General features: G+C 70.2%; 20 protein-coding genes and 1 pseudogene. 12 read left to right on the forward strand and 9 right to left on the reverse strand.

Features of this window, described 5'->3' with window-relative positions; all coding sequences use genetic code 11:
• Nucleotides 1-23: 23 nt before the first annotated feature.
• Nucleotides 24-2,420, reverse strand: coding sequence for a cation-translocating P-type ATPase (locus tag ACWGDB_RS08550; protein WP_453821737.1), 2,397 nt, complete (start codon nucleotides 2,418-2,420; stop codon nucleotides 24-26).
• 103 nt (nucleotides 2,421-2,523) lie between these two features.
• Nucleotides 2,524-2,820 (reverse strand): DUF2530 domain-containing protein, encoded by a 297-nt coding sequence (locus ACWGDB_RS08555; protein WP_453821738.1) that lies wholly within the window; start codon nucleotides 2,818-2,820, stop codon nucleotides 2,524-2,526.
• Nucleotides 2,821-2,980: 160 nt separating this feature from the next.
• On the opposite strand from ACWGDB_RS08555, the gene ACWGDB_RS08560 reads away from it, so the two are divergent.
• Nucleotides 2,981-4,432 (forward strand): NCS2 family permease, encoded by a 1,452-nt coding sequence (locus ACWGDB_RS08560; protein ID WP_453821739.1) that lies wholly within the window; start codon nucleotides 2,981-2,983, stop codon nucleotides 4,430-4,432.
• Between the two features lie 26 nt (nucleotides 4,433-4,458).
• Here the strand turns inward: ACWGDB_RS08560 and ACWGDB_RS08565 are convergent, their stop codons facing one another.
• On the reverse strand, nucleotides 4,459-4,641 hold the full coding sequence (locus ACWGDB_RS08565; protein ID WP_453821740.1) for a ribbon-helix-helix protein, CopG family: 183 nt from the start codon (nucleotides 4,639-4,641) through the stop codon (nucleotides 4,459-4,461).
• A 155-nt stretch (nucleotides 4,642-4,796) separates the two neighbouring features.
• Between ACWGDB_RS08565 and ACWGDB_RS08570 the strand changes: the two genes are divergently transcribed.
• Together ACWGDB_RS08570 and ACWGDB_RS08575 are read left to right on the forward strand one after the other, a co-directional pair.
• Nucleotides 4,797-5,234, forward strand: coding sequence for a MarR family winged helix-turn-helix transcriptional regulator (locus tag ACWGDB_RS08570; protein ID WP_328426930.1), 438 nt, complete (start codon nucleotides 4,797-4,799; stop codon nucleotides 5,232-5,234).
• A 24-nt stretch (nucleotides 5,235-5,258) separates the two neighbouring features.
• A complete protein-coding gene (locus ACWGDB_RS08575; RefSeq protein ID WP_453821741.1) occupies nucleotides 5,259-6,614 on the forward strand; it encodes an MFS transporter in 1,356 nt (451 codons plus the stop codon).
• A gap of 56 nt (nucleotides 6,615-6,670) precedes the next feature.
• Here the strand turns inward: ACWGDB_RS08575 and ACWGDB_RS08580 are convergent, their stop codons facing one another.
• A complete protein-coding gene (locus ACWGDB_RS08580; RefSeq protein WP_453821742.1) occupies nucleotides 6,671-7,189 on the reverse strand; it encodes a GNAT family N-acetyltransferase in 519 nt (172 codons plus the stop codon).
• A gap of 25 nt (nucleotides 7,190-7,214) precedes the next feature.
• Here ACWGDB_RS08580 and thpR point away from each other — a divergent pair, with 25 nt between their 5' ends.
• A complete protein-coding gene (thpR, locus tag ACWGDB_RS08585; RefSeq protein WP_453821743.1) occupies nucleotides 7,215-7,787 on the forward strand; it encodes an RNA 2',3'-cyclic phosphodiesterase in 573 nt (190 codons plus the stop codon).
• A 144-nt stretch (nucleotides 7,788-7,931) separates the two neighbouring features.
• On the opposite strand, the gene ACWGDB_RS08590 is transcribed toward thpR, so the two are convergent.
• Genes ACWGDB_RS08590 through ACWGDB_RS08600 form a run of 3 tightly spaced genes read right to left on the reverse strand, consistent with a single transcriptional unit; the run spans nucleotide 7,932 to nucleotide 10,217 of the window.
• The gene (locus ACWGDB_RS08590; RefSeq protein ID WP_453821744.1) at nucleotides 7,932-8,921 is read right to left on the reverse strand and encodes an aldo/keto reductase; all 990 of its coding nucleotides are present in this window, start codon (nucleotides 8,919-8,921) and stop codon (nucleotides 7,932-7,934) included.
• Between the two features lie 30 nt (nucleotides 8,922-8,951).
• Complete coding sequence (locus ACWGDB_RS08595; protein ID WP_453821745.1) at nucleotides 8,952-9,614, reverse strand: maltokinase N-terminal cap-like domain-containing protein; 663 nt, start codon at nucleotides 9,612-9,614, stop codon at nucleotides 8,952-8,954.
• A gap of 12 nt (nucleotides 9,615-9,626) precedes the next feature.
• Nucleotides 9,627-10,217, reverse strand: coding sequence for a Uma2 family endonuclease (locus ACWGDB_RS08600; RefSeq protein WP_453821746.1), 591 nt, complete (start codon nucleotides 10,215-10,217; stop codon nucleotides 9,627-9,629).
• A 128-nt stretch (nucleotides 10,218-10,345) separates the two neighbouring features.
• On the opposite strand from ACWGDB_RS08600, the pseudogene ACWGDB_RS08605 reads away from it, so the two are divergent.
• Nucleotides 10,346-10,891, forward strand: a pseudogene (locus ACWGDB_RS08605) (aminoglycoside adenylyltransferase domain-containing protein); the annotation flags it as partial.
• On the opposite strand, the gene ACWGDB_RS08610 reads toward ACWGDB_RS08605, so the two are convergent.
• Nucleotides 10,879-11,553, reverse strand: a complete 675-nt coding sequence (locus tag ACWGDB_RS08610; RefSeq protein ID WP_453821747.1) for an SGNH/GDSL hydrolase family protein — start codon at nucleotides 11,551-11,553, stop codon at nucleotides 10,879-10,881. The pseudogene ACWGDB_RS08605 and the gene ACWGDB_RS08610 sit on opposite strands and share 13 nt — an antisense overlap.
• A 132-nt stretch (nucleotides 11,554-11,685) precedes the next feature.
• On the opposite strand from ACWGDB_RS08610, the gene ACWGDB_RS08615 reads away from it, so the two are divergent.
• From ACWGDB_RS08615 to ACWGDB_RS08625, 3 genes are all read left to right on the forward strand, one after another.
• Complete coding sequence (locus tag ACWGDB_RS08615; RefSeq protein WP_453821748.1) at nucleotides 11,686-12,660, forward strand: WD40 repeat domain-containing protein; 975 nt, start codon at nucleotides 11,686-11,688, stop codon at nucleotides 12,658-12,660.
• A gap of 97 nt (nucleotides 12,661-12,757) precedes the next feature.
• Nucleotides 12,758-13,108, forward strand: coding sequence for a hypothetical protein (locus ACWGDB_RS08620; RefSeq protein WP_453821749.1), 351 nt, complete (start codon nucleotides 12,758-12,760; stop codon nucleotides 13,106-13,108).
• On the forward strand, nucleotides 13,105-13,656 hold the full coding sequence (locus ACWGDB_RS08625) for a hypothetical protein (RefSeq protein ID WP_453821750.1): 552 nt from the start codon (nucleotides 13,105-13,107) through the stop codon (nucleotides 13,654-13,656). The genes ACWGDB_RS08620 and ACWGDB_RS08625 overlap by 4 nt, the downstream gene beginning before the upstream one ends.
• Before the next feature lie 135 nt (nucleotides 13,657-13,791).
• Here ACWGDB_RS08625 and ACWGDB_RS08630 read toward each other — a convergent pair whose 3' ends face one another.
• A complete protein-coding gene (locus ACWGDB_RS08630; RefSeq protein WP_453821751.1) occupies nucleotides 13,792-14,604 on the reverse strand; it encodes a TetR/AcrR family transcriptional regulator in 813 nt (270 codons plus the stop codon).
• A 101-nt stretch (nucleotides 14,605-14,705) separates the two neighbouring features.
• On the opposite strand from ACWGDB_RS08630, the gene ACWGDB_RS08635 reads away from it, so the two are divergent.
• From ACWGDB_RS08635 to ACWGDB_RS08650, 4 genes are all read left to right on the forward strand, one after another.
• Nucleotides 14,706-15,695, forward strand: a complete 990-nt coding sequence (locus ACWGDB_RS08635; protein WP_453821752.1) for an ATP-binding cassette domain-containing protein — start codon at nucleotides 14,706-14,708, stop codon at nucleotides 15,693-15,695.
• The gene (locus tag ACWGDB_RS08640; protein WP_453821753.1) at nucleotides 15,692-16,513 is read left to right on the forward strand and encodes an ABC transporter permease; all 822 of its coding nucleotides are present in this window, start codon (nucleotides 15,692-15,694) and stop codon (nucleotides 16,511-16,513) included. The genes ACWGDB_RS08635 and ACWGDB_RS08640 overlap by 4 nt, the downstream gene beginning before the upstream one ends.
• 136 nt (nucleotides 16,514-16,649) lie before the next feature.
• Nucleotides 16,650-18,194 (forward strand): cellulase family glycosylhydrolase, encoded by a 1,545-nt coding sequence (locus ACWGDB_RS08645; protein ID WP_453821754.1) that lies wholly within the window; start codon nucleotides 16,650-16,652, stop codon nucleotides 18,192-18,194.
• A gap of 138 nt (nucleotides 18,195-18,332) precedes the next feature.
• Nucleotides 18,333-19,427, forward strand: a complete 1,095-nt coding sequence (locus ACWGDB_RS08650; protein WP_453821755.1) for a serine hydrolase domain-containing protein — start codon at nucleotides 18,333-18,335, stop codon at nucleotides 19,425-19,427.
• Nucleotides 19,428-19,475: the final 48 nt, after the last annotated feature.

Raw genomic sequence — 19,475 nt, forward strand, 5'->3', positions numbered from 1 at the left:
CCGGCCGGAGCCGAGCGCAGCGGCTAGGCGGGGACGCGGCGGTCGACCCACCTCCACGCGAACTCCAGGGTGACCGCCGCCACCGCCGAGATACCCACCGCGATCCACGGCATCGTCATGCCCACCAGCCGCAGCGCGAAGAACTCCTGCAGCCACGGCACCACCAGCACCACCAGGAATCCGAGCCCCATCGCCGCCACCAGCGCGACCCGCCACCACGTGTACGGCCGGGCGATGATGACCAGCACCCACATCGCGATCAGGAACAGCGTCAGCGTGGCGACGCTGGTCTCCGCGTCCAGCGCGCCCTCACCGGTGTAGTAGTGACGGGCGATCAGATACGTCGCGAAAGTCGCCACCCCGGCCACCACCCCGCCCGGGATCGAGTACCGCATGACCCGCCGTACGAAGTGGGGTTTCGCGCGTTCCTTGTTGGGCGCGAGGGCCAGGAAGAAGGCGGGGACGCCGATGGTGAGGGTGGACAGCAGCGTCAGATGGCGCGGCAGGAACGGGTACTCCACCTGCCAGCACACCACCATCAGCGCCAGCAGCACCGAGTAGACGGTCTTGACCAGGAACAGCGTCGCCACGCGCGTGATGTTGCCGATGACCCGACGCCCCTCGGCGACCACCGACGGCAGCGTCGCGAAGCTGTTGTTGAGCAGCACGATCTGCGCGACCGCGCGGGTGGCCTCGGACCCGGATCCCATGGCCACACCGATGTCGGCGTCCTTCAGCGCGAGGACGTCGTTCACGCCGTCGCCGGTCATGGCGACGGTGTGCCCGTGGGACTGCAGCGCGCCCACCATGTCCCGCTTCTGCTGCGGGGTGACCCGCCCGAACACCGTGCCCTCGTCGAGGGCCGCAGCCATCCCGTCCCGGTCCTGCGGGAGCCGGCGCGCGTCGATCGTCGCGCCGGTCAGTCCGAGCTTGGTCGCCACCGCGCCGACCGACACCGCGTTGTCCCCGGAGATCACCTTGGCGCGGACGTTCTGCTCGGCGAAGTAGTGCAGGGTGTCGGCGGCGTCGGGCCGCAGCCGCTGCTCCAGTACGACCAGGGCGGCGGGCTTGGCCCCCTCGGCGACCTCGGGATCGTCGAGGTCGCGGCCGACCCGGGCGAGCAGCAGGACCCGTAGGCCCTGTTCGTTCAGCCGATCGGTTTCGGCCAGGGCGGGATCGTCGCCGCCGAGCAGGACGTCGGGCGCGCCCAGCAGCCACGAACTGGCCTCGCCGTTGCCCTCGCTGAAGGTGGCGCCGCTGTACTTGCGGGCGGACGAGAAGGGGAGGGACTCGGTGCAGCGCCAGTCGTCGGCGTCGGGGTAGGCGTCGATGATGGCCTGGAGGGAGGCGTTCGGGCGGGGGTCGGACTCGCCGAGGGCGCCCAGCACCTTGCGTACGTACTCCTCGTCGTTGCCGGCCAGGGGCCGCAGCTCGGTGACGTCCATGCCGCCCTCGGTGAGCGTGCCGGTCTTGTCGAGGCAGACGGTGTCGACGCGGGCGAGGCCCTCGATGGCGGGCAGTTCCTGCACGAGGCACTGTTTGCGGCCGAGCCGGATGACGCCGATGGCGAAGGCGACCGAGGTGAGGAGCACCAGCCCCTCGGGGACCATCGGCACGATGCCGCCGACGGTCCGGGCGATCGAGTCGTCGAGCGCGTTGTCCTTGGCGACGAGCTGGGTGATGATCAGGCCGGTCGCGGCCGGGATCATCATCCAGGTCACGTACTTGAGGATGGTGGAGATGCCGGAGCGCAGCTCGGAATGGACCAGCGTGAAGCGGGACGCCTCCTCGGCGAGCTGCGCGGCGTAGGCCTCGCGCCCGACCTTGGTGGCCTGGAAGGCGCCGCCCCCGGCGACGACGAAGCTGCCGGACAGCACCTGGTCCCCCGGCTGCTTGACGACCGGGTCGGCCTCTCCGGTGAGCAGTGACTCGTCGATCTCCAGCCCGTCCGCCTCGACGCACACGCCGTCCACGACGGCCTTGTCGCCCGGCCCGATCTCTATCAGGTCGTCGAGCACGATCTCCGAGGTGCTGACCTCGCCGGCGACCCCGTCGCGCCGCACGGTGGGCCGGGCCTCGCCGATCACGGCGAGCGAGTCGAGGGTCTTCTTCGCCCGCCACTCCTGGACGATCCCGATGCCGGTGTTGGCGAGGATCACGAAGCCGAACAGGCTGTCCTGGATGGGCGCGACGAACAGCATGATCACCCAGAGCACGCCGATGATCGCGTTGAACCGGGTGAAGACGTTGGCGCGCACGATGTCGGTCATCGACCGGCTGCTGCGCACCGGAACGTCGTTGACCTCACCCCGGGCGACCCGCTCGGCCACCTCGGCGGCGGTCAGCCCGCCCGTCGCCACCGGGGCGCGAACGGGGTGCACAGGGTTGTCCACTTCGGCGCCCGCGTCGGTATGCGTCATGCCTTCGACGGTACGTGCGGAGCTACGCCTTCACCCGCCGAGTGCACGGAAGTTCCGACCTGGGTAGGACCGGCGTCGTGCCGTGGTCGTACGCCGCGGTACCTCAGGACGACTGGGGTTCGCCCGTGGTTTCCCGGCGCTCCTGAGGGGCCGCCGCGCGCTTGAGGGCGGCGTCGCGCCTGCGGACGTACCAGATGCCGATGAGCCCCAGCCCGCCGCCGGCCAGACAGGTCCACACCCACCAGGCCTGTCCGCGGTCGTCGAACCAGCCGTAGAAGGGGAGCTGGACGACGAAGAGGACGAACCAGAGGATCGTGCCGCCGGTGATGGTGGCGACCACGGGGCCCTCCAGGGGCTCCGGCGCCTCGTGCTTGGGGGTTCCCGAGAAAAGACCGGCCATGGGGGACAGCTTACGAGGCGATCGGATCCCGGTACGAAGCGATCGCTCCACGCGGATCCACACGCGCATCTACGCGCGGAGATAGCAGTTCCAGCCTTTATATGTTCATACTGAAACGGTTTGAGTCTGACCACTTCTCTTCGTAGGAACAACCAAAAGCATGCCCACCTCGGCTCCTGCCAAGGCCCCCACCCCTGAACAGCCGGGAGCCGGGCCCACTTACGGCGCACTCGACCGCTTCTTCAAGATCTCCGAACGCGGCAGCACGCTGCCCCGTGAAATCCGCGGCGGCCTCGCCACCTTCTTCGCGATGGCCTACATCATCGTGCTGAACCCGATCATCCTCGGCAGCGCGAAGGACATGTACGGGCATCAGCTCGACAACGGACAGCTCGTCACCGCGACGGCGCTGACGGCGGCGTTCACCACCCTCCTCATGGGTGTCATCGGCAACGTGCCGATCGCGCTCGCCGCCGGTCTCGGCGTGAACTCGGTCGTCGCGCTCCAGCTGGCGCCCCGGATGTCCTGGCCGGACGCCATGGGCATGGTGGTCCTGGCCGGCTTCGTGGTCATGCTCCTCGTCGCCACCGGACTGCGCGAGCGCGTCATGAACGCCGTGCCCTACGGCCTGCGCAAGGCCATCGCCATCGGCATCGGCCTGTTCATCATGCTGATCGGCCTCGTCGACTCCGGCTTCGTCTCCCGCATCCCGGACGCCGCCCAGACCACGGTTCCGCTCCAGCTCGGCGGCGACGGCCACCTCAACGGCTGGCCGGTGCTGGTCTTCATCCTCGGCGCGCTGCTCACCCTCGCGCTGATCGTGCGCAAGGTCCCCGGCGCGATCCTCATCTCGATCGTCGCGATGACCGTGCTCGCGGTCGTCATCGAGGCCGTCGCGGACGTGCCGTCCTGGGGCCTGACGACCCCGAAGTGGCCCGGAAACCCCGTCGCCAGCCCCGACTTCGGCCTGATCGGCGAGGTCAGCCTGTTCGGCGGCTTCGACAAGGTCGGCGCGCTGACCGGCATCCTCTTCGTCTTCACCGTCCTGCTGTCCTGCTTCTTCGACGCCATGGGCACGATCATGGGCGTCAGCGACGAGGCGAAGCTGACCGACGCCCAGGGGCAGATGCCGGGCATCAACAAGGTCCTGTTCGTCGACGGCCTCGCCGTCGCCGCGGGCGGCGCCAGCTCCTCGTCGGCCACCACGGCCTTCGTGGAGTCCACGGCCGGCGTCGGCGAGGGTGCCCGCACCGGATTCGCGAACGTCGTCACCGGCGCCCTGTTCGGTGTGGCGCTGTTCCTGACGCCCGTCGCCACCATGGTCCCGTCCCAGGCGGCCACCCCTGCCCTGCTCGCGGTCGGCTTCCTGATCCTCGCGAACTCCGTCAAGGAGATCGACTGGGCCGACTACACGATCGCGATCCCGGCCTTCGTGACGATGGTGATGATGCCGTTCACCTACTCGATCACCAACGGCATCGGCATGGGCTTCATCGCCTTCGCGGTGCTGCGCCTGGCCGCCGGGCGGGGCCGGGAGGTGCCGATCGCGATGTACGTCGTGGCGGCGGTGTTCGGCTTCTACTACCTGATGCCGGCGCTGGGCCTCACGTAAGGCGGTCTCTCACGTGGGCCCGTTGCTCACGTGCGCCCGTAGAACTTCTCTGTCTCTTCCACGGCGGCCTGGAACCGTTCGTCGAAGTCATCGCGGATGAGCGTTCGGACGACATAGTCCTGGACGCTCATTCCTCTTTTCGCGGCATGCCGGCGGAGCCGTTCGAGCAGCTCATGGTCTATTCGCAGGCTGAGCACGCTGGTCCCCATGACCACGAGGGTCGCGGCACTCTTCGGTGCGGTGTGTCACGTTCCGCTGCCAGATCACCCATATGAGTGATGTTGCGCTTCAGTGGCCCGGCTCACGGGCATCCATGCGTGTCCCTAGTGGTCTTTAGCGAGGGTAATGAGTTACGCTAAAGAACATGTCGGACCTTACCCATGGCGACAACGCTGCCGCCGTGAACTCCCTGCGCTCCGCCGTCATGCGACTGTCGCGCCGGCTCAAGCACCAGCGGGTCGACGAGTCGCTGAGCCCCACCGAGATGTCGGTGCTGGGCACCCTCTCCCTCTGCGGCAAGGCCACCCCTGGTGAGCTCGCCCGCAAGGAGCACGTCCAGCCGCCGTCGATGACCCGTATCGTCGCCCTGCTGGAGGCCAAGGGACTGGTCCGGCTGGAGCCGCACCCGGAGGACCGGCGCCAGAAGGTCGTCACGAAGACCGAGCAGGCCGAGGCGATGCTCGAGGAGAGCCGCCGTAAGCGCAACGCCTTCCTGGCCACCCTGGTCGAGGGTCTGGACGAGGACGAGTGGGCGAAACTGCGCGCCGCCGCCCCCGTGCTGGAGAAGCTCGCACACCTGTAAGCAGCCAAGAGGAGGCGAACCCTTTTGAGTACGGGATCCGGAGCAGACTCCGCCCCCGCACCGACCACCCACGACTCCCCGCCCGCCCCGGGGCCCCGCAGGTCCTCGATGTTCAGCTCGCTGAAGGTCAGGAACTACCGCCTCTTCTTCCTCGGCCAGGTCGTCTCCAACACCGGCACCTGGATGCAGCGCATCGCGCAGGACTGGCTGGTGCTCAGCCTCACCGGCTCCGCCACCGCCGTCGGCATCACGACGGCCCTGCAGTTCCTGCCGATGCTGCTCTTCGGCCTCTACGGCGGCGTCCTCGTCGACCGCCTGCCCAAGCGCCGCACGCTGCTCGTCACCCAGACGTCGATGGCCTTCACCGGCATCGCGCTGGCCGTCCTCACCCTCTCCGGGCACGTCCAGGTCTGGCATGTCTACCTGGCCGCCTTCGTCGTCGGTCTGGCGACCGTCGTCGACAACCCGGCCCGGCAGTCGTTCGTCTCCGAGATGGTCGGCCCGGACCAGCTGCAGAACGCGGTCAGCCTGAACTCGGCGAACTTCCAGTCGGCACGTCTGGTCGGCCCCGCCGTGGCCGGCCTGATGATCACCGGCGTCGGCACCGGCTGGGCGTTCCTCGCCAACGGCCTGTCCTTCGTCGCGCCGCTCGCGGGCCTGCTGCTGATGCGGGACCGTGAGCTGTACGTCGTCGAGCGCGCGCCGCGCGGCAAGGGGCAGCTGCGGGAGGGACTGCGGTATGTCGCCGGGCGGCCGGAGCTGATGTGGACCATCGCCCTCGCCGGGTTCGTCAGCACCTTCGGCTTCAACTTCCCCGTCTACCTGTCGGCCTTCGCCGACGACGTCTTCCACGCGGGTGCCGGCTCCTACAGCCTCTTCAACACCCTGATGGCGGTCGGCTCCCTGGCCGGCGCGCTGCTCGCGGCCCGGCGCGGCACGGCCCGGATGCGGGTGCTGGTGGCGGGCGCGCTGGCCTTCGGCACGATGGAGATCGTGGCCGCGTTCGCCCCGTCGCTGTGGCTGTTCGCCCTGCTCATGGCCCCGATAGGAATGTTCGGCATGACGGTCAACGTCACCGCCAACAGCAGCATCCAGATGGCCACCGACCCCAGCATGCGAGGCCGGGTGATGGCCCTCTACATGATGGTGTTCATGGGCGGCGCACCGCTGGGCGCACCGATCGCCGGCTGGGTCACGGACGCGTACGGCGTCCGGGCGGGCCTGGCGGTGGGCGGCGCGATCACGACTGCCGCCGCCGTGACGATCGGCCTGGTCCTGGCGCGGGTCGGCGGCCTGCGGCTGTCGGTGGGCTGGAACCACGGGCATCCGCAGGTGCGGTTCGTGCCGCGGGAGCGGGAGCAGTTGGCCACGGCTGCCTGAGGGCCGCCCGGCGCGACTTGAGGGGCGGGTGCCTGCGGGCCCCGCCCCTTCAGGGGTCAGACCCGGCGGGCCAGCACCTGCCCCGGCCAGTCGTCCGTGCCCCGGTAGGTCTCGGTGCGGGCGAAGCCGTGGCTCTCGTAGTAGCGGACGAGCTTGCCGTCGTCGCCCGCGTAGCAGTCCACCCGCAGCAGCGAGACGCCCGCCCGTCGGGTCACCTCGGCGGCGTGGGCGAGCAGGGCGCTGCCCGCGCCGTGGCCCTGGAAGCGGCGGTCGGAGGCGAGCCAGTGGATGTACCGCTCGGGCTCGCCGGGCGAGGCGAGATGGGCCAGGGAGGGGCCGGGCGAGTCGGCCAGCGTGAGGGTGGCGGCCGGCTCGCCGTCCACCTCGGCGATGAAGACCTCGCCACCTGCCGTGCTCCGCGTCACCGACTCCACGGTCCGCGCGCTCTCCGACAGCGGCTTCGTCCCCCACTGCCCCGTGCGCCCCTGTGAGACCAGCCACTCGACGCAGCTGTCGAGCATGCCGAGTATCACGGGGATGTCGTCGGGTCCGCCTTCTCTGATGGTGATCGTCATCCGGTCATGGTGCCAGGCTGGACCCATGAGACTCTTCGCCGCCGTGCTGCCGCCCGAGGACGTGGCCCGCGAACTGGCCACCGAGGTCGCCGAGTTGAAGAAGCTGCCTGGCGCGGACGCCCTGCGCTGGACCGGCCGCCCCGGCTGGCACTTCACGCTCGCCTTCTACGGCGAGGTCGACGACGACCTCGTACCCGACCTGTCGGCCCGTCTGGAGCGCGTCGCGCACCGTACGGCCCCCTTCCGGCTGGCGCTGCGCGGCGGCGGCCAGTTCGGGCACGGGCGGGCGCTGTGGGCGGGCGCGGAGGGGGACCTGGCGACCCTGCGGCTGCTGGCGGACCGGAGTGAGGCGGCGGCGCGCAAGGCCGGGGTGCCGATGGGGGAGCACCGGCGCTACAAGCCTCACCTGACGGTCGCGAGGAGCCGGTCGGCGGTGGACGTACGGCCGTACGTCGCGGCGCTCGACGCATTCACGAGCCGCACGTGGACGGTGGACGAGCTGGCACTGGTGCGCAGCCACCTGCCCACGTCCGGGGTGGCGGGCGAGCAGCCCCGGTACGAGGCGGTCGCCCGCCGGCCGCTCACGGGCGCCGGTTAGGCTCGGACACGTGAACCCCAAAACCCGGAACCGGATCATGGCCGGTGTGCTTGTGCTGATGTTCGTCGTGGTGGCGCTGGCGGCGGCGCTCGGCAGGTAGGCGATACGCCTGGGAGGCCCAGCGCCGCCGCGCTCCCGTGACCGCTACCAGGCGAAGGCCTCCGGAGACGGCCCCGGACCCGGGAAGATCTCGTCCAGCCCCGCCAGCAGCTCCTCGCTCAGGTCGAGCTCGGACGCCCGCAGCGCCGACTCCAGCTGCCCGGCGGTACGCGGGCCGACGATCGGGCCGGTCACGCCCGGCCGGGTGAGCAGCCAGGCCAGGGCGGCCTCGCCGGGCTCCAGGCCGTGCTTGTCGAGCAGGTCCTCGTACGCCTGGATCTTCGCGCGTACGGCCGGGTCGGCGAGGACTTCGGCGGCCCGGCCGGAGCTGCGCCGCCCGCCCTCGACCTCCTTTTTGATGACGCCGCCGAGCAGCCCGCCGTGCAGCGGCGACCAGGGGATGACGCCGAGGCCGTAGTCCTGTGCGGCCGGGATGACCTCCATCTCGGCGCGGCGCTCGAAGAGGTTGTAGAGGCACTGCTCGCTGACGAGGCCGATGGTGCCGTGGCGCCTCGCCGCGATCTCGTTGGCCTGGGCGATCTTGTACCCCGGGAAGTTGCTGGAGCCGACGTACAGGATCTTGCCCTGCTGGACGAGGACGTCGATCGCCTGCCAGATCTCCTCGAAGGGGGTGGCGCGGTCGATGTGGTGGAACTGGTAGACGTCGATGTAGTCGGTCTGCAGCCGCTTGAGCGAGGCGTCCACGGCACGCCGGATGTTGAGGGCCGACAGCTTGTCGTGGTTGGGCCACGGCTCGCCTTCGGTGCCCATGTTGCCGTACACCTTGGTCGCGAGGACGACCTTGTCGCGCCGCTCGCCCTTCGCGAACCAGGTGCCGATGATGCTTTCGGTACGGCCCTTGTTCTCGCCCCAGCCGTACACGTTTGCTGTATCGAAGTAGTTGATGCCGGCGTCCAGCGCCGCGTCCATGATCGCGTGACTGTCCGCCTCGTCCGTCTGCGGACCGAAGTTCATGGTGCCGAGGACGAGCCGGCTGACCTTGAGTCCCGTGCGTCCGAGCTGCGTGTACTTCATGAAGTGCACGCTAGCCGCGTGGAGTGCGCTCTAGGCAAGGTCCCGAGGGGTGGGGTGCAGGGCGGCGAACACGGCGCGGGCCCGGGTGCCGTCCGGCAGCTGCCAGGCGCCGGTGATGTGGCCGTCCGCGTCCTGGGGTGCCTCCGCGGCGGGGCGCAGGACCCGGCTGAGGCGGAGCACGACCATGCCGTCGGACGGGCGCAGCTCGGTGCCGTCCCGGTCGTCGGTTGCCGTGGTGGTGCGGGCGGCTGCCGACGGGGAGCCCTCACCCGTGTAGGCGCGGGTGACCTCCCGGTCGGGCGCGTCGCTGGTGCTCTGGTCCTGCGCCTGGGCCCGGCCCTCGATCAGGGCCAGCAACTGGGTGACCAGCACGGGGTCGTGGCAGCCGTCGTAGGCCCAGCGCTGACCCAGCACGCCGTGCTCCATGGTGCCGACGAGGGCGTGGTCGGCGCCGTCGAGGGGGGCGCCGCGGTAGCTGAGCGGCACGAGGTAGTGGACCGGACGGGCGCCGGAGTCATCCGTGACGACCATGATCTCGATGCCGACCTCGCCCGCGGGGTCGTCCAGCCGGAATCCGCCGGCCTTGGTCAACTCCGGTGCGCTGCCGCCGACGTACCAGGGGCGGGTGGGCAGCCAGGAGGCGAGCAGTTCGAGCTTGGTCGGCTTGAGGGTGGTGTGGTGGATGACGGCCATGGCCACACCCTCTCATCGGTCCCGGGGGAAGTCAGAGGTCTTGAGGGTGAGGTCGACGACTGTGTCACCGAGGTCGAGGTCGTCGCCGAAGTCGGCCTTCGTCTCGGTGGCGTAGTCACCGTTCTTGGGGTGCGTGTAGATGCGACAGCGGCCCTGGTACGGGTCGGCGATGAGGTAGACGGGGACCTCGGCGGTCGCATAAGCGGCCTTCTTGGGCCCGTAGTCGTTGGCGGCGGTGCCCTTGGAAATCACCTCGGCGACGAACTCCGCGTCCTCGTAGCGCCAGCGGCCTTCGGGGTCCTTCTCCGCGGAGTCGCGCAGCTTGACCACGTCGGGGCAGAAGCCGTTCTCGTGACCGGGGAAGTCCATGCGAACGTCCGAGAGGACCCGGACGTCCATCCCGAACCTGTCCTCGATGGCGCGTACGATCCGGCGGATGATTTCCCAGTGAGTGTCCCGCTGCGGCGTCATGAAAACGTTGCCCCCGACGATCTCGACCCTGAATCCTTCGGGGACGGGCATCCGCTCAAGGCGCTCGAACCACTGGTCCAGGCGCTCGGTGTTCGCGTCGGCCATCTTGATCCTGTCTTCAAGGACGGTCATCGTGGCGTTCCTCCCCGGCTGCCCCACGGGCAGGTGCAGCCGCGCAGTACAACGATACGCACAGTGACCGTGACACGGAGATGAAGCTCACATGCAGGCCCAGAGGGCCTCGTCCTGGTCGTCGTGAGCGAACCACCACCCACGCCCAACGCCGTGCCCCCGTAGAGGAGTTGCTGAAGGTGTCCGGCGGCTTGGCCCGCCCCGTCGAGCTCATCGTCGTCGTACAGGACGACGTACGGCCGTGGCGCTATCCGCCCACCTGCGAGTTCCTGTACGGGGAGTGGCCGCGGGACGAGTACGAGCGGGGGACCGTCCCCGGGCCCGAGCCCATGCCCGACCTCGCGCCCCTGCTGACCATGGTCCTTCTCGCCGACGCCCCGCTGTACGGCCCTGCACCCGCCGACCTGCTCGCCGAGTTGGACACCGACACCCACAACGTCCTGCTCACCCTCGCCCGGATCTGGACCACCCTTGCCACCGGGGCGATCCGCTCGAAGGACGCGGCCGCCGACTGGGCGCTCGCCCGGCGCCCCGCCGAACACCGCCCCGTCCTCGCGCACGCCCGTGCCGTCTATCTGGGCGACGCGGACGAGCGCTGGGGTGACGACCCGCTCCCCGGCGTGCGCCCCTGCGCCGACCACCTGGTCCGGGCGATCGGGCGTCAGACCTCGTAGGGCTCGCCCAGGTCCCACGCCTGGTACATCGCCTCCGCGAAGGCCTCCGCGATCTTGTGCTCGCCGCTCGCGTTCGGGTGGGTGCCGTCGTACGTGTCGAGGTTGATGTCGTACGACGGGGGAGGCGACGCCAGGAGCAGCGGTGAGCGCGGCTCGTCCAGGTCGGCGACCGCCTTCGCCAGCAGCTCGTTGAAGCGGCCGACCTCCGCGGCGAAGACCTCCTCCGAGGCGGCGCGGACGTTCGGGATCACCGGCAGGACGACGATCCGCACCCGGGGGTTCGCGGATCGCGCCCCGGCCACGAAGGTCCGGGCGTTCTCCGCCGTCTGCTCGGCGTTCGTGTAGAAGCCGAGGTCGATCAGGCCCAGCGACACCAGCAGCACGTCCGCCCGGCACGACCGCACCGCCTCGCCGATCACCGGCGCCATGTGCAGCCAGCCCTCACCCCAGCCGGCGAGGTGCGCACGGGGGAAGTCGGGGTCGGCGTACTCGTACGACGTGGGGGAGTCCGTCGCCTTGTCGTGCAGCGTCTCGCGCGGGCCGACGAGGGCGAACGGGCCGCCGTACGTCTCACGCAGGTGCTGCCACATGCGGTAGCGCCACGTGTGTTCGCCGGCGCTGCCGATGGTCTGGGAGTCGCCGACGGGCATGAACCTGAGCATCCGCTCATGATGGACGATCGCTATCCATCGGTATGGCCGGGCGGGGTGTGAAGCCCGACACGCCCCCACGTCCCGGGGCCGCCCCCACCGACCCGGCCTCCGAACCGCCCGGCCGAATGGCAGGCTTGGGGCATGCGTCGACCGCTCGCCATCCTCGCCGGGGTCCTCCTCACCGGTGCGCTCACCCTGCCCGCCTCAGCCGCCGACGGCGACGAGGACTTCACGATCAAGGACCCGCGCATCACGGAGTCCAGCGGCCTCGCCGCGTCGCGTCAGCACCCCGGCATCTACTGGACGCACAACGACCAGGACACCGGCGCCTACCTCTACGCGGTGGACAGCCGGACCGGCGAGACGGTCGCGACGATCACCATGACCGGGGTGGGCACCCCGCGGGACGTGGAGGCGATCTCCATGGGCCCGGACAACCAGCTCTACGTCGGCGACATCGGCGACAACGACGGTGTGCAGTGGCCCTATGTGTGGGTCTACCGCCTCCCCGAGCCCAGGACGCTGAAGGATCAGACGATCCGTGCCACGCAGTACGTGGTGAAGTACTCCGACGGCACCCGCGACGCCGAGTCGCTCGTCGTGCACCCCAAGACCGGCCGCGTCTACATCATCGACAAGCAGGAGGACGGCGGGCACCTGTACGAGGGTCCGGCCGAGCTCTCCGCTTCCGGCACGAACGTCTTCAAGCCCACCGTCCCCGTCGACATGTGGGCCACCGACGCGGCCTTCTCCCCGGACGGCAGGACCCTCGCCGTTCGCGGCTACTTCGGCGGCGTCGCCTACGACTGGAACGGCGGCAGGCTCAAGCGGCTGGAGCGCATCAGCGTGCCCCTCGGGCAGGGCGAGTCCGCCAGCTACTCGACCGACGGCACCAAGCTCATGCTCGGCAGCGAGGGCGCCGGCAGCTCGGTCATCGCGGAGGACGCCCCCGGGGACGCCGCCCCCTCCGACTCCTCCTCCGGCGGCGGCAGTTCGGCCTCCTCCGACGACGGCGGCGACAACGGCACAACCGGCGACCTCAAGGTCGGCGCCATCGCCGTGGTCGTCGCGTGTGTGGTCGTCTTCGGTCTTCGGCGGCTCTTGCGGAGGGGATGAGCGGAGAGCGTGCACGATCGGTGAACGGGCAGACCGGCCCTGATAACGTCACCCGGTCCCAACCGCCGATCTTGCTCCAAGGACCCTCTCGCCCAGCATGGACACTCCACCCGTGGCCCCCGATGTCGCCCAAGTGCTCAAACACAACCGCACGCTGCGCTCCCGCCACACAGCCGCGCGCCTCGCGCTTGCCGCGGGGCTGTTCGCGGTGCCGTTCGTGGCGCACTGGGGCGGCTATGACGCCGCGCTGCCCGTGTTCGGCGTTCCGGCCGGGATGTTCGTGCTGACCTTCCTGCCGCTTCGGCTGGGGAGGGGGTCACGGCTCAGGGTGTGTGCGTACGAGCAGGAGCGCGCGCAGGCCGGTCCGCAGCGCAGGGAGCTTGCCGAACAGGCCGGAATATTCCGGCTGTTGGAGCTGAAGGAGTTCCGCGGAATGGTGCTCGGATGAAGCGCGTCCTCGGCTGGGTGTGCGGCGTCCTCCTCGCCCTCGTCGCCGGCTTCTGGTTCGTCACCGCGACCGCCGACATGGCCCTGTCCGCCGGTGTCTACGGCACGCCGGGCACGTACAAGGTGGAGCGCTGCTACGACACCGACCACACCCGTAAGAACTCCGACTACGACTGCCACGGGGACTTCACGCCCGACGGCGGCACCGCCGCCGACGCCTCCTACGTGCCGCTCGAGGACACCGGGCACGACTACCCGGACGGCACCGAGTTCGACGCCCGCCAGGGCTTCGAGCCGGACACGGTCCAGCGGGTCGGGTTCTGGGGCGTCGTGGGTGAGCTCTGGCAGGTGTCGATCTGCGTGACCGTCCTGGCGGTCCTCGCGTACCAGGCGATCAAGCCGCGCGGGGCGGACCGACGAGGCGAGGCGCGCCGCCGGGAACCCTCGCGGCGGCAGCGGGTGGCCGACCGGGTCGGGTACGCCGTCCTGGTCGCCGTCCCCGTGGGCCTCTTGAGCTTCATCGCCATGCTCGTGGAGCCGTCGCCCTAGTCTCGCCCCAGCGAACTCGGCAACTGGATCGCCGACCAGGGGGCAACAGGTCTTCGTCAGGGCGGAGGACCACACCCGCGTCAGGCTCGGCCTCGCCGGACACGAAGCCCTGCCGGAGTCGTCGACGGCGCGTCCTCAGAGCTGTCCCGTCACTTCGCTGCCGGTCTCGCCGGCCGTTCCCGCGCGCCGGGTGACGAAGACCTCGAGTCCGTCCAGGATCCGTTGCAGGCCGAACTCGAAGTGGTCGAACTCGTTGCCCCAGGAGTTCTCGTCGAGTGAGGCGAGCAGGGGGTAGCGGCCGGAGGCCATGACCTTCTCCAGCATCGGGGTCTGGGCCTGCCAGAACTCCGCGTCGGTCAGGCCCGTGCGGTGCTCCGCCTCCTGTGCGTACAGCTGGGTGCGCGCGGCGCCGACGACGTAGCCGTCGATCATGATGATCGCCGAGATCAGTTCGGGGTCGGTCAGGCCCATCGGCTTGATACGGTCCAGGACCTTCTCCATGCCGTCGAGGGCGCTCGGACCGAGGATGGGGCGGGACTGGTTGACCTGGAGCAGCCAGGGGTGTCGGCGGTAGAGGTCGAGGGTGGCGCGGCCCAGGGCCTCCAGGGCCGAGCGCCAGCCGCCGTCGCCGAGCTCCGCCGGGTTCTCCGAGGGGCGCTGGACGCGGTCCAGCATCAGGTCGAGCAGCTCGGCCTTGCCGGGGACGTAGCGGTACAGCGACATCGTGCCCGTGCCGAGCTCGGTGGCGACCCGGCGCATGGACATCGACTCCAGGCCCTCGGCGTCCGCGACCCGGACGCCCGCTTCCACGATCTGGTCCAGGGTGAGGGTCGGCTTGGGCCCCCGGCTCGGGCGTCGGCCGGTGTCCCACAGCAGCTCCATGGTGCGGGCGATGTCACCGCTGCCGCTGGTCTCCGTACCGCTGGTGCCGCCCTTGCCGCTCGTCATGCACGTCAGCTTAAGTCCTCCGAAAAAAATTGGGTACGGTGTACGCGTAATCGGGTACGGTGTACTCAGTTACTGGTGCTCGGCTATCGAGAGGGGGACCCATGGGCGACGACGGACACGGCGGAGACGGATACGCGGTGCGGGCCGAGGGGCTGGAGAAGCGGTACGGCGAGAAACGCGCCCTCGACGGCTTCGACCTGGCCGTCCGCGAGGGGACGGTGCACGGCCTGCTCGGCCCGAACGGCGCCGGAAAGACGACCGCCGTACGCATCCTGTCCACGCTGATCAGGCTGGACGGCGGCCGGGCGAGGGTGGCCGGACTGGACGTGGCCCGGCAGCCGCGCGACGTGCGCGCCCGGATCGGGCTGACCGGGCAGTACGCCGCCGTGGACGAGGTGCTCACCGGCCGGCAGAACCTGGAGATGTTCGGCCGGCTCTTCCACCTCGGCGGCAAGCGGGCCAAGCTGCGGGCCGTCGAGCTGCTGGAGCAGTTCGACCTGACCGACGCGGGCGACAAGGGCGTGGGCAAGTACAGCGGCGGCATGCGGCGCCGCCTCGACCTCGCCGCCTCGATGATCCTCGCCCCGGCCGTCCTCTTCCTCGACGAGCCGACGACGGGACTGGACCCGCGCAGCCGCGGTGAAGTCTGGGACTCCGTCAGGGCGTTGGTGGCGAGTGGCACGACCGTACTGCTGACCACCCAGTACCTGGAGGAGGCCGACAAGCTCGCCTCGCACATCACCGTCATCGACCAGGGCCGGGCCATCGCGGACGACACCCCCGACGGGCTGAAGAACCTCGTCGGCGGCGACCGTATCGAGGTCGTCGTCGCCGAACGGTCCGACATCCCCCGCGTGGTGAAGGTGGTCGCCCGTGTCTCGGACGGCGAACCCGAGGCGGACGAGGAGGAGTCGCGGGTGCACGCCCCGGTCACCGACCGGGTGTCCGCCCTGACGGAGGTCGCGCGGACGCTGCAGGACGAGGGCGTCCAGGTCGAGGACATCGGGCTGCGCAGGCCGAGCCTGGACGACGTCTTCCTGCGCCTGACCGGACACCGCACCGAGAAGACCGAGAAGGAGGCCGTCGCATGACCGCCGCAGACCTGACCGTCCCGGCCACGCGCGGCCGGCTGTACTGGACCCTCGCCGACGTCTGGAACATCGTCCGCCGCGGTCTGACCCACTATCAGCGCCAACCGGTCAACATCGCCTGGCAGCTGGGCTTCCCGATCCTGTCCGTCCTGCTCTACGGCTATGTCTTCGGCAGCGCCATGAAGGTGCCCGGAGGCGGGGACTACAAGGACTTCCTGATGCCGGGCATGTTCGTGATGACGATGGCGTTCGGCTTCATCAACACCGCGACGCTCGTCGTCTACGACTCGACGAAGGGCGTCATCGACCGTTTCCGCTCGATGCCCATGGCCTCGTCGGCGGTCGTCGCCGGCCGCGGGATCACCGATCTGCTGGCCGCCTGCGCGGAGCTGGCGATCATGATGCTGACCGCCTTCGCGATGGGCTGGCGCCCGGACGGCGGATTCGGCTTCCTCGGTGCGTTCGGGCTGCTGCTGTGGCTGCGGTTCGCGCTGATCTGGATCGGGGTGTGGCTGGGCCTGCTCGTGCCCAACCCGGAGGCCGCGGGCGGTCTGTTCGCCGTCGCCTTCCCGCTCACGATGATCTCCAGCATCTTCGTCGCGCCGCAGCTGATGCCGGACTGGCTGGGCTGGGTGGCCGCCTGGAACCCGATCTCGTCCACGGCGGCGGCCAGCCGTGAGCTGTTCGGGACGCCGGCCGGGAGCGGGGACTCCTGGGTGGAGCAGCACGCGCTGCTGATGGCGGGAGTGTGGCCGGTGATCCTGACGGCGATCTTCCTGCCGCTGGCGGTGCGGAGGTTCCAGAAGCTGAGCCGCTGAGCCGCTGAGCCGGACGGGCGGATGCCGCGCACCTCCTTGACGTGCCCATGGCGCGTTAGTTTCCTGGGAGGTGCGCGGTGCGTGGGAGCGCTCCCAACCGTTCCGGGACCGCGCCTTCCCGAGAGGAACAAGGGACATGTTCCGCAGCTTGCGAAGAGCGCTGTGCGCTGCCGCGGTGGCTCTGCTGTTACCGCTGGGCGCCGGTGTGCAGTCGGCCGGTGCGGCGGGTTCGGCGGGTGCTTCGGTGACCGCCGAGGCCGGCGCCGGCTACTGGCACACCAGCGGCCGGCAGATCCTGGACGCGGCCGGGCAGCCGGTCCGTATCGCCGGGATCAACTGGTTCGGCTTCGAGACCGGCAACCACGTCGTCCACGGCCTGTGGACGCGCGACTACAAGAGCATGCTCGACCAGATGAGGTCGCTGGGCTACAACACCCTGCGCCTGCCCTTCAGCGACGACATCCTCAAGCCCGGCACCATGCCGGACAGCATCAACTTCGCCGACGGCAAGAACGCCGACCTCCAGGGGCTTTCGTCCCTGCAGGTCCTGGACCGGATCGTGGCGTACGCGGGTCAGGCCGGCCTGAAGATCGTCCTCGACCGGCATCGTCCCGACGCGGCCGGCCAGTCGGCGCTCTGGTACACGGCGTCCGTGCCCGAGTCGACGTGGATCGCCAACCTGAAGGCGCTGGCGGCGCGTTACGCCGGCAACCCGACCGTCGTCGGCGTCGACCTGCACAACGAGCCGCACGACCCCGCCTGCTGGGGCTGCGGCGACACGACCAGGGACTGGCGCCTTGCGGCCCAACGGGCCGGGAACGCCGTCCTGTCCGCCAACCCGCAGCTGCTGATCATGGTCGAGGGTGTCCAGTCGTACGAGGGTGTCAGCGGCTGGTGGGGCGGCAACCTGATGGGCGTGGCCCGGTACCCGGTCCAGCTGGACGTCCCGAACCGGCTCGTGTACTCGGCCCACGACTACGCAACCAGCGTGGCCCAGCAGCCCTGGTTCAGCGACCCGTCGTTCCCCGGGAACATGCCGGACGTCTGGGACAGGTACTGGGGCTACATCTTCAAGCAGAACATCGCCCCGGTGTGGCTCGGCGAGTTCGGTACGACCCTCCAGTCGCCGGTGGACCAGAAGTGGCTGGCCGCGCTGGTGACGTACCTGCGGTCGACGTCGACGTACGGCGCGGACGCCTTTCACTGGACGTTCTGGTCCTGGAACCCCAACTCCGGTGACACGGGCGGGATCCTGAAGGACGACTGGCAGACGGTGGACACCGTGAAGGACGGCTACCTGGCGAGCATCAAGGCACCGGGATTCCCGGGCGGCGGGGGCGACCCCGACCCGGACCCGGATCCCGACCCCGGCGGAGGCACGGCCGCCTGCAGCGCCGTCTACACCGTCAGCAGCGACTGGGGTGGCGGCTTCAACGCCGAGGTGAAGGTCACCAACACGGGCACGGCGCCGGCCAACTCCTGGAAGGTGACCTGGACCTGGGGCGGATCCCAGCGGGTGACCTCCATGTGGAACGCGACGTACACCCAGACCGGGGCGACCGTGACGGCGTCCAATGCCGTCCACAACGGGGCGGTCCCGGCGGGCGGTTCGGCGAGCTTCGGGTTCGCGGGCGCGCCCGGGGGCGGGGGTGTGCCGAGCGTGAACTGTACGGCCGCATAGGGGAGGTGGCCGCATGCGAGAAGGGCGCTCGGTGATGGCCGGGTGCCCTTCGTCGTCCGGATCATCGCGCTTGAATTGGGATTACGTAATGACGTAATCTCGTGGAAACGACTGGTGATCTCAACGGGGGAGCAATCCATGGACCGAAGGAAGTTCCTTGGCGTGGCGACGACGGCGGCAGGCGCGTCGCTGCTGCCCGGTAACGCCGCAGCCGCCGACGACGCACTGCCCGAGCTCGTCAGGCGGTACCTGAACCAGGCGCTGTCCGCCGGCAGTCCGAGTGTGATCTGCGGCGTCATCCAGGGGCGGCGCACACACGTCGAGGGCGCGGGCGCAGCGGCGGGGCGGCCGGCGCCGGACGGCAGGACGGTGTTCCAACTCGGCTCCATCGCCAAGACGCTCACCGCCACGGCACTCGCGCGCGCCGTGGGCACGGACGCGGCCCGCCTGGACGCGCCGCTCGTGCTGCCCGCCCGGTTCCCGATCCCGCGCAAGGGGGCTCGGCGGATCACCCTGGCCCATCTGGCGACCCACACCTCCGGTCTGCCCTCCCTGCCGCCGAACCTGCTCGCGGAAGCGGATCCGTACGACCCATACGCGCACTACACGCTCGACGACCTGGCCACCGGACTGCGCAGCACGGAGCTGAGCACCGAGCCGGGTGCGGTCCACGCGTACTCGAACCTGGGGTTCGGTCTGCTCGGCCAGGCGCTGGCCTTCGACGACGTCGACTCGATGCTGCGGCACCGGGTGGCGGCGCCGCTCGGGATGGTGGACACGACGACGACCCTGCGGCCGGACATGGCGTCCCGCAAGGCTGTCGGGCATCTCGAGGGAGAGCCCGTTCCTGACTGGCACGACCGGGTTCTGAGCGCGGCCGGGACGTCGATGTACAGCACCGCTGACGACATGGTGCGCTTCCTGCGCTCCCAACTCCGGCCCGAGCGCTCGCCGTTGCGGGACGCCATCGAACTGACCCAGCGGCCCCGGTTCACGGTCGACCGGAACCTGCGGCTCGGGCTCGGCTGGCACCTGAGCCGGCTGCCCGACGGCCGCACCATGACCTGGCACAACGGCGGCACCGGCGGATTCAGCACCTGTGCCGCGTTCAGCCGGCAGAGCGGCACGGCGGTGGTGATGATGGTGAACACCTTCGGCGAGGAGACCGAGACCGCCGCTCGTCCGGTCGACGCCCTCACCTTCCGCCTGTTCGGCGAGCTCGGCGCGGCCTGAGTACGACGAAGGGCGCCCGGTGTTCGCCGGGCGCCCTTCGTCGTCGTA

The organism is Streptomyces sp. NPDC055013, from assembly GCF_053608645.1.

Excerpts from the sequence above, each read along its gene's own strand:
- ACWGDB_RS08590 (WP_453821744.1), bottom strand. The coding sequence starts at position 8,921 with ATGAAGTACACGCAGCTCGGACGCACGGGACTCAAGGTCAGCCGGCTC.
- ACWGDB_RS08550 (WP_453821737.1), bottom strand. The coding sequence starts at position 2,420 with ATGACGCATACCGACGCGGGCGCCGAAGTGGACAACCCTGTGCACCCC.
- ACWGDB_RS08645 (WP_453821754.1), top strand. The coding sequence starts at position 16,650 with ATGTTCCGCAGCTTGCGAAGAGCGCTGTGCGCTGCCGCGGTGGCTCTG.
- ACWGDB_RS08570 (WP_328426930.1), top strand. The coding sequence starts at position 4,797 with ATGTCGGACCTTACCCATGGCGACAACGCTGCCGCCGTGAACTCCCTG.
- ACWGDB_RS08615 (WP_453821748.1), top strand. The coding sequence starts at position 11,686 with ATGCGTCGACCGCTCGCCATCCTCGCCGGGGTCCTCCTCACCGGTGCG.
- ACWGDB_RS08610 (WP_453821747.1), bottom strand. The coding sequence starts at position 11,553 with ATGCTCAGGTTCATGCCCGTCGGCGACTCCCAGACCATCGGCAGCGCC.
- ACWGDB_RS08650 (WP_453821755.1), top strand. The coding sequence starts at position 18,333 with ATGGACCGAAGGAAGTTCCTTGGCGTGGCGACGACGGCGGCAGGCGCG.
- ACWGDB_RS08635 (WP_453821752.1), top strand. The coding sequence starts at position 14,706 with ATGGGCGACGACGGACACGGCGGAGACGGATACGCGGTGCGGGCCGAG.
- ACWGDB_RS08560 (WP_453821739.1), top strand. The coding sequence starts at position 2,981 with ATGCCCACCTCGGCTCCTGCCAAGGCCCCCACCCCTGAACAGCCGGGA.
- ACWGDB_RS08620 (WP_453821749.1), top strand. The coding sequence starts at position 12,758 with ATGGACACTCCACCCGTGGCCCCCGATGTCGCCCAAGTGCTCAAACAC.
- ACWGDB_RS08580 (WP_453821742.1), bottom strand. The coding sequence starts at position 7,189 with ATGACGATCACCATCAGAGAAGGCGGACCCGACGACATCCCCGTGATA.
- ACWGDB_RS08600 (WP_453821746.1), bottom strand. The coding sequence starts at position 10,217 with ATGACCGTCCTTGAAGACAGGATCAAGATGGCCGACGCGAACACCGAG.
- ACWGDB_RS08625 (WP_453821750.1), top strand. The coding sequence starts at position 13,105 with ATGAAGCGCGTCCTCGGCTGGGTGTGCGGCGTCCTCCTCGCCCTCGTC.
- ACWGDB_RS08595 (WP_453821745.1), bottom strand. The coding sequence starts at position 9,614 with ATGGCCGTCATCCACCACACCACCCTCAAGCCGACCAAGCTCGAACTG.
- ACWGDB_RS08555 (WP_453821738.1), bottom strand. The coding sequence starts at position 2,820 with ATGGCCGGTCTTTTCTCGGGAACCCCCAAGCACGAGGCGCCGGAGCCC.
- ACWGDB_RS08565 (WP_453821740.1), bottom strand. The coding sequence starts at position 4,641 with ATGGGGACCAGCGTGCTCAGCCTGCGAATAGACCATGAGCTGCTCGAA.
- ACWGDB_RS08640 (WP_453821753.1), top strand. The coding sequence starts at position 15,692 with ATGACCGCCGCAGACCTGACCGTCCCGGCCACGCGCGGCCGGCTGTAC.
- ACWGDB_RS08630 (WP_453821751.1), bottom strand. The coding sequence starts at position 14,604 with ATGACGAGCGGCAAGGGCGGCACCAGCGGTACGGAGACCAGCGGCAGC.
- thpR (WP_453821743.1), top strand. The coding sequence starts at position 7,215 with ATGAGACTCTTCGCCGCCGTGCTGCCGCCCGAGGACGTGGCCCGCGAA.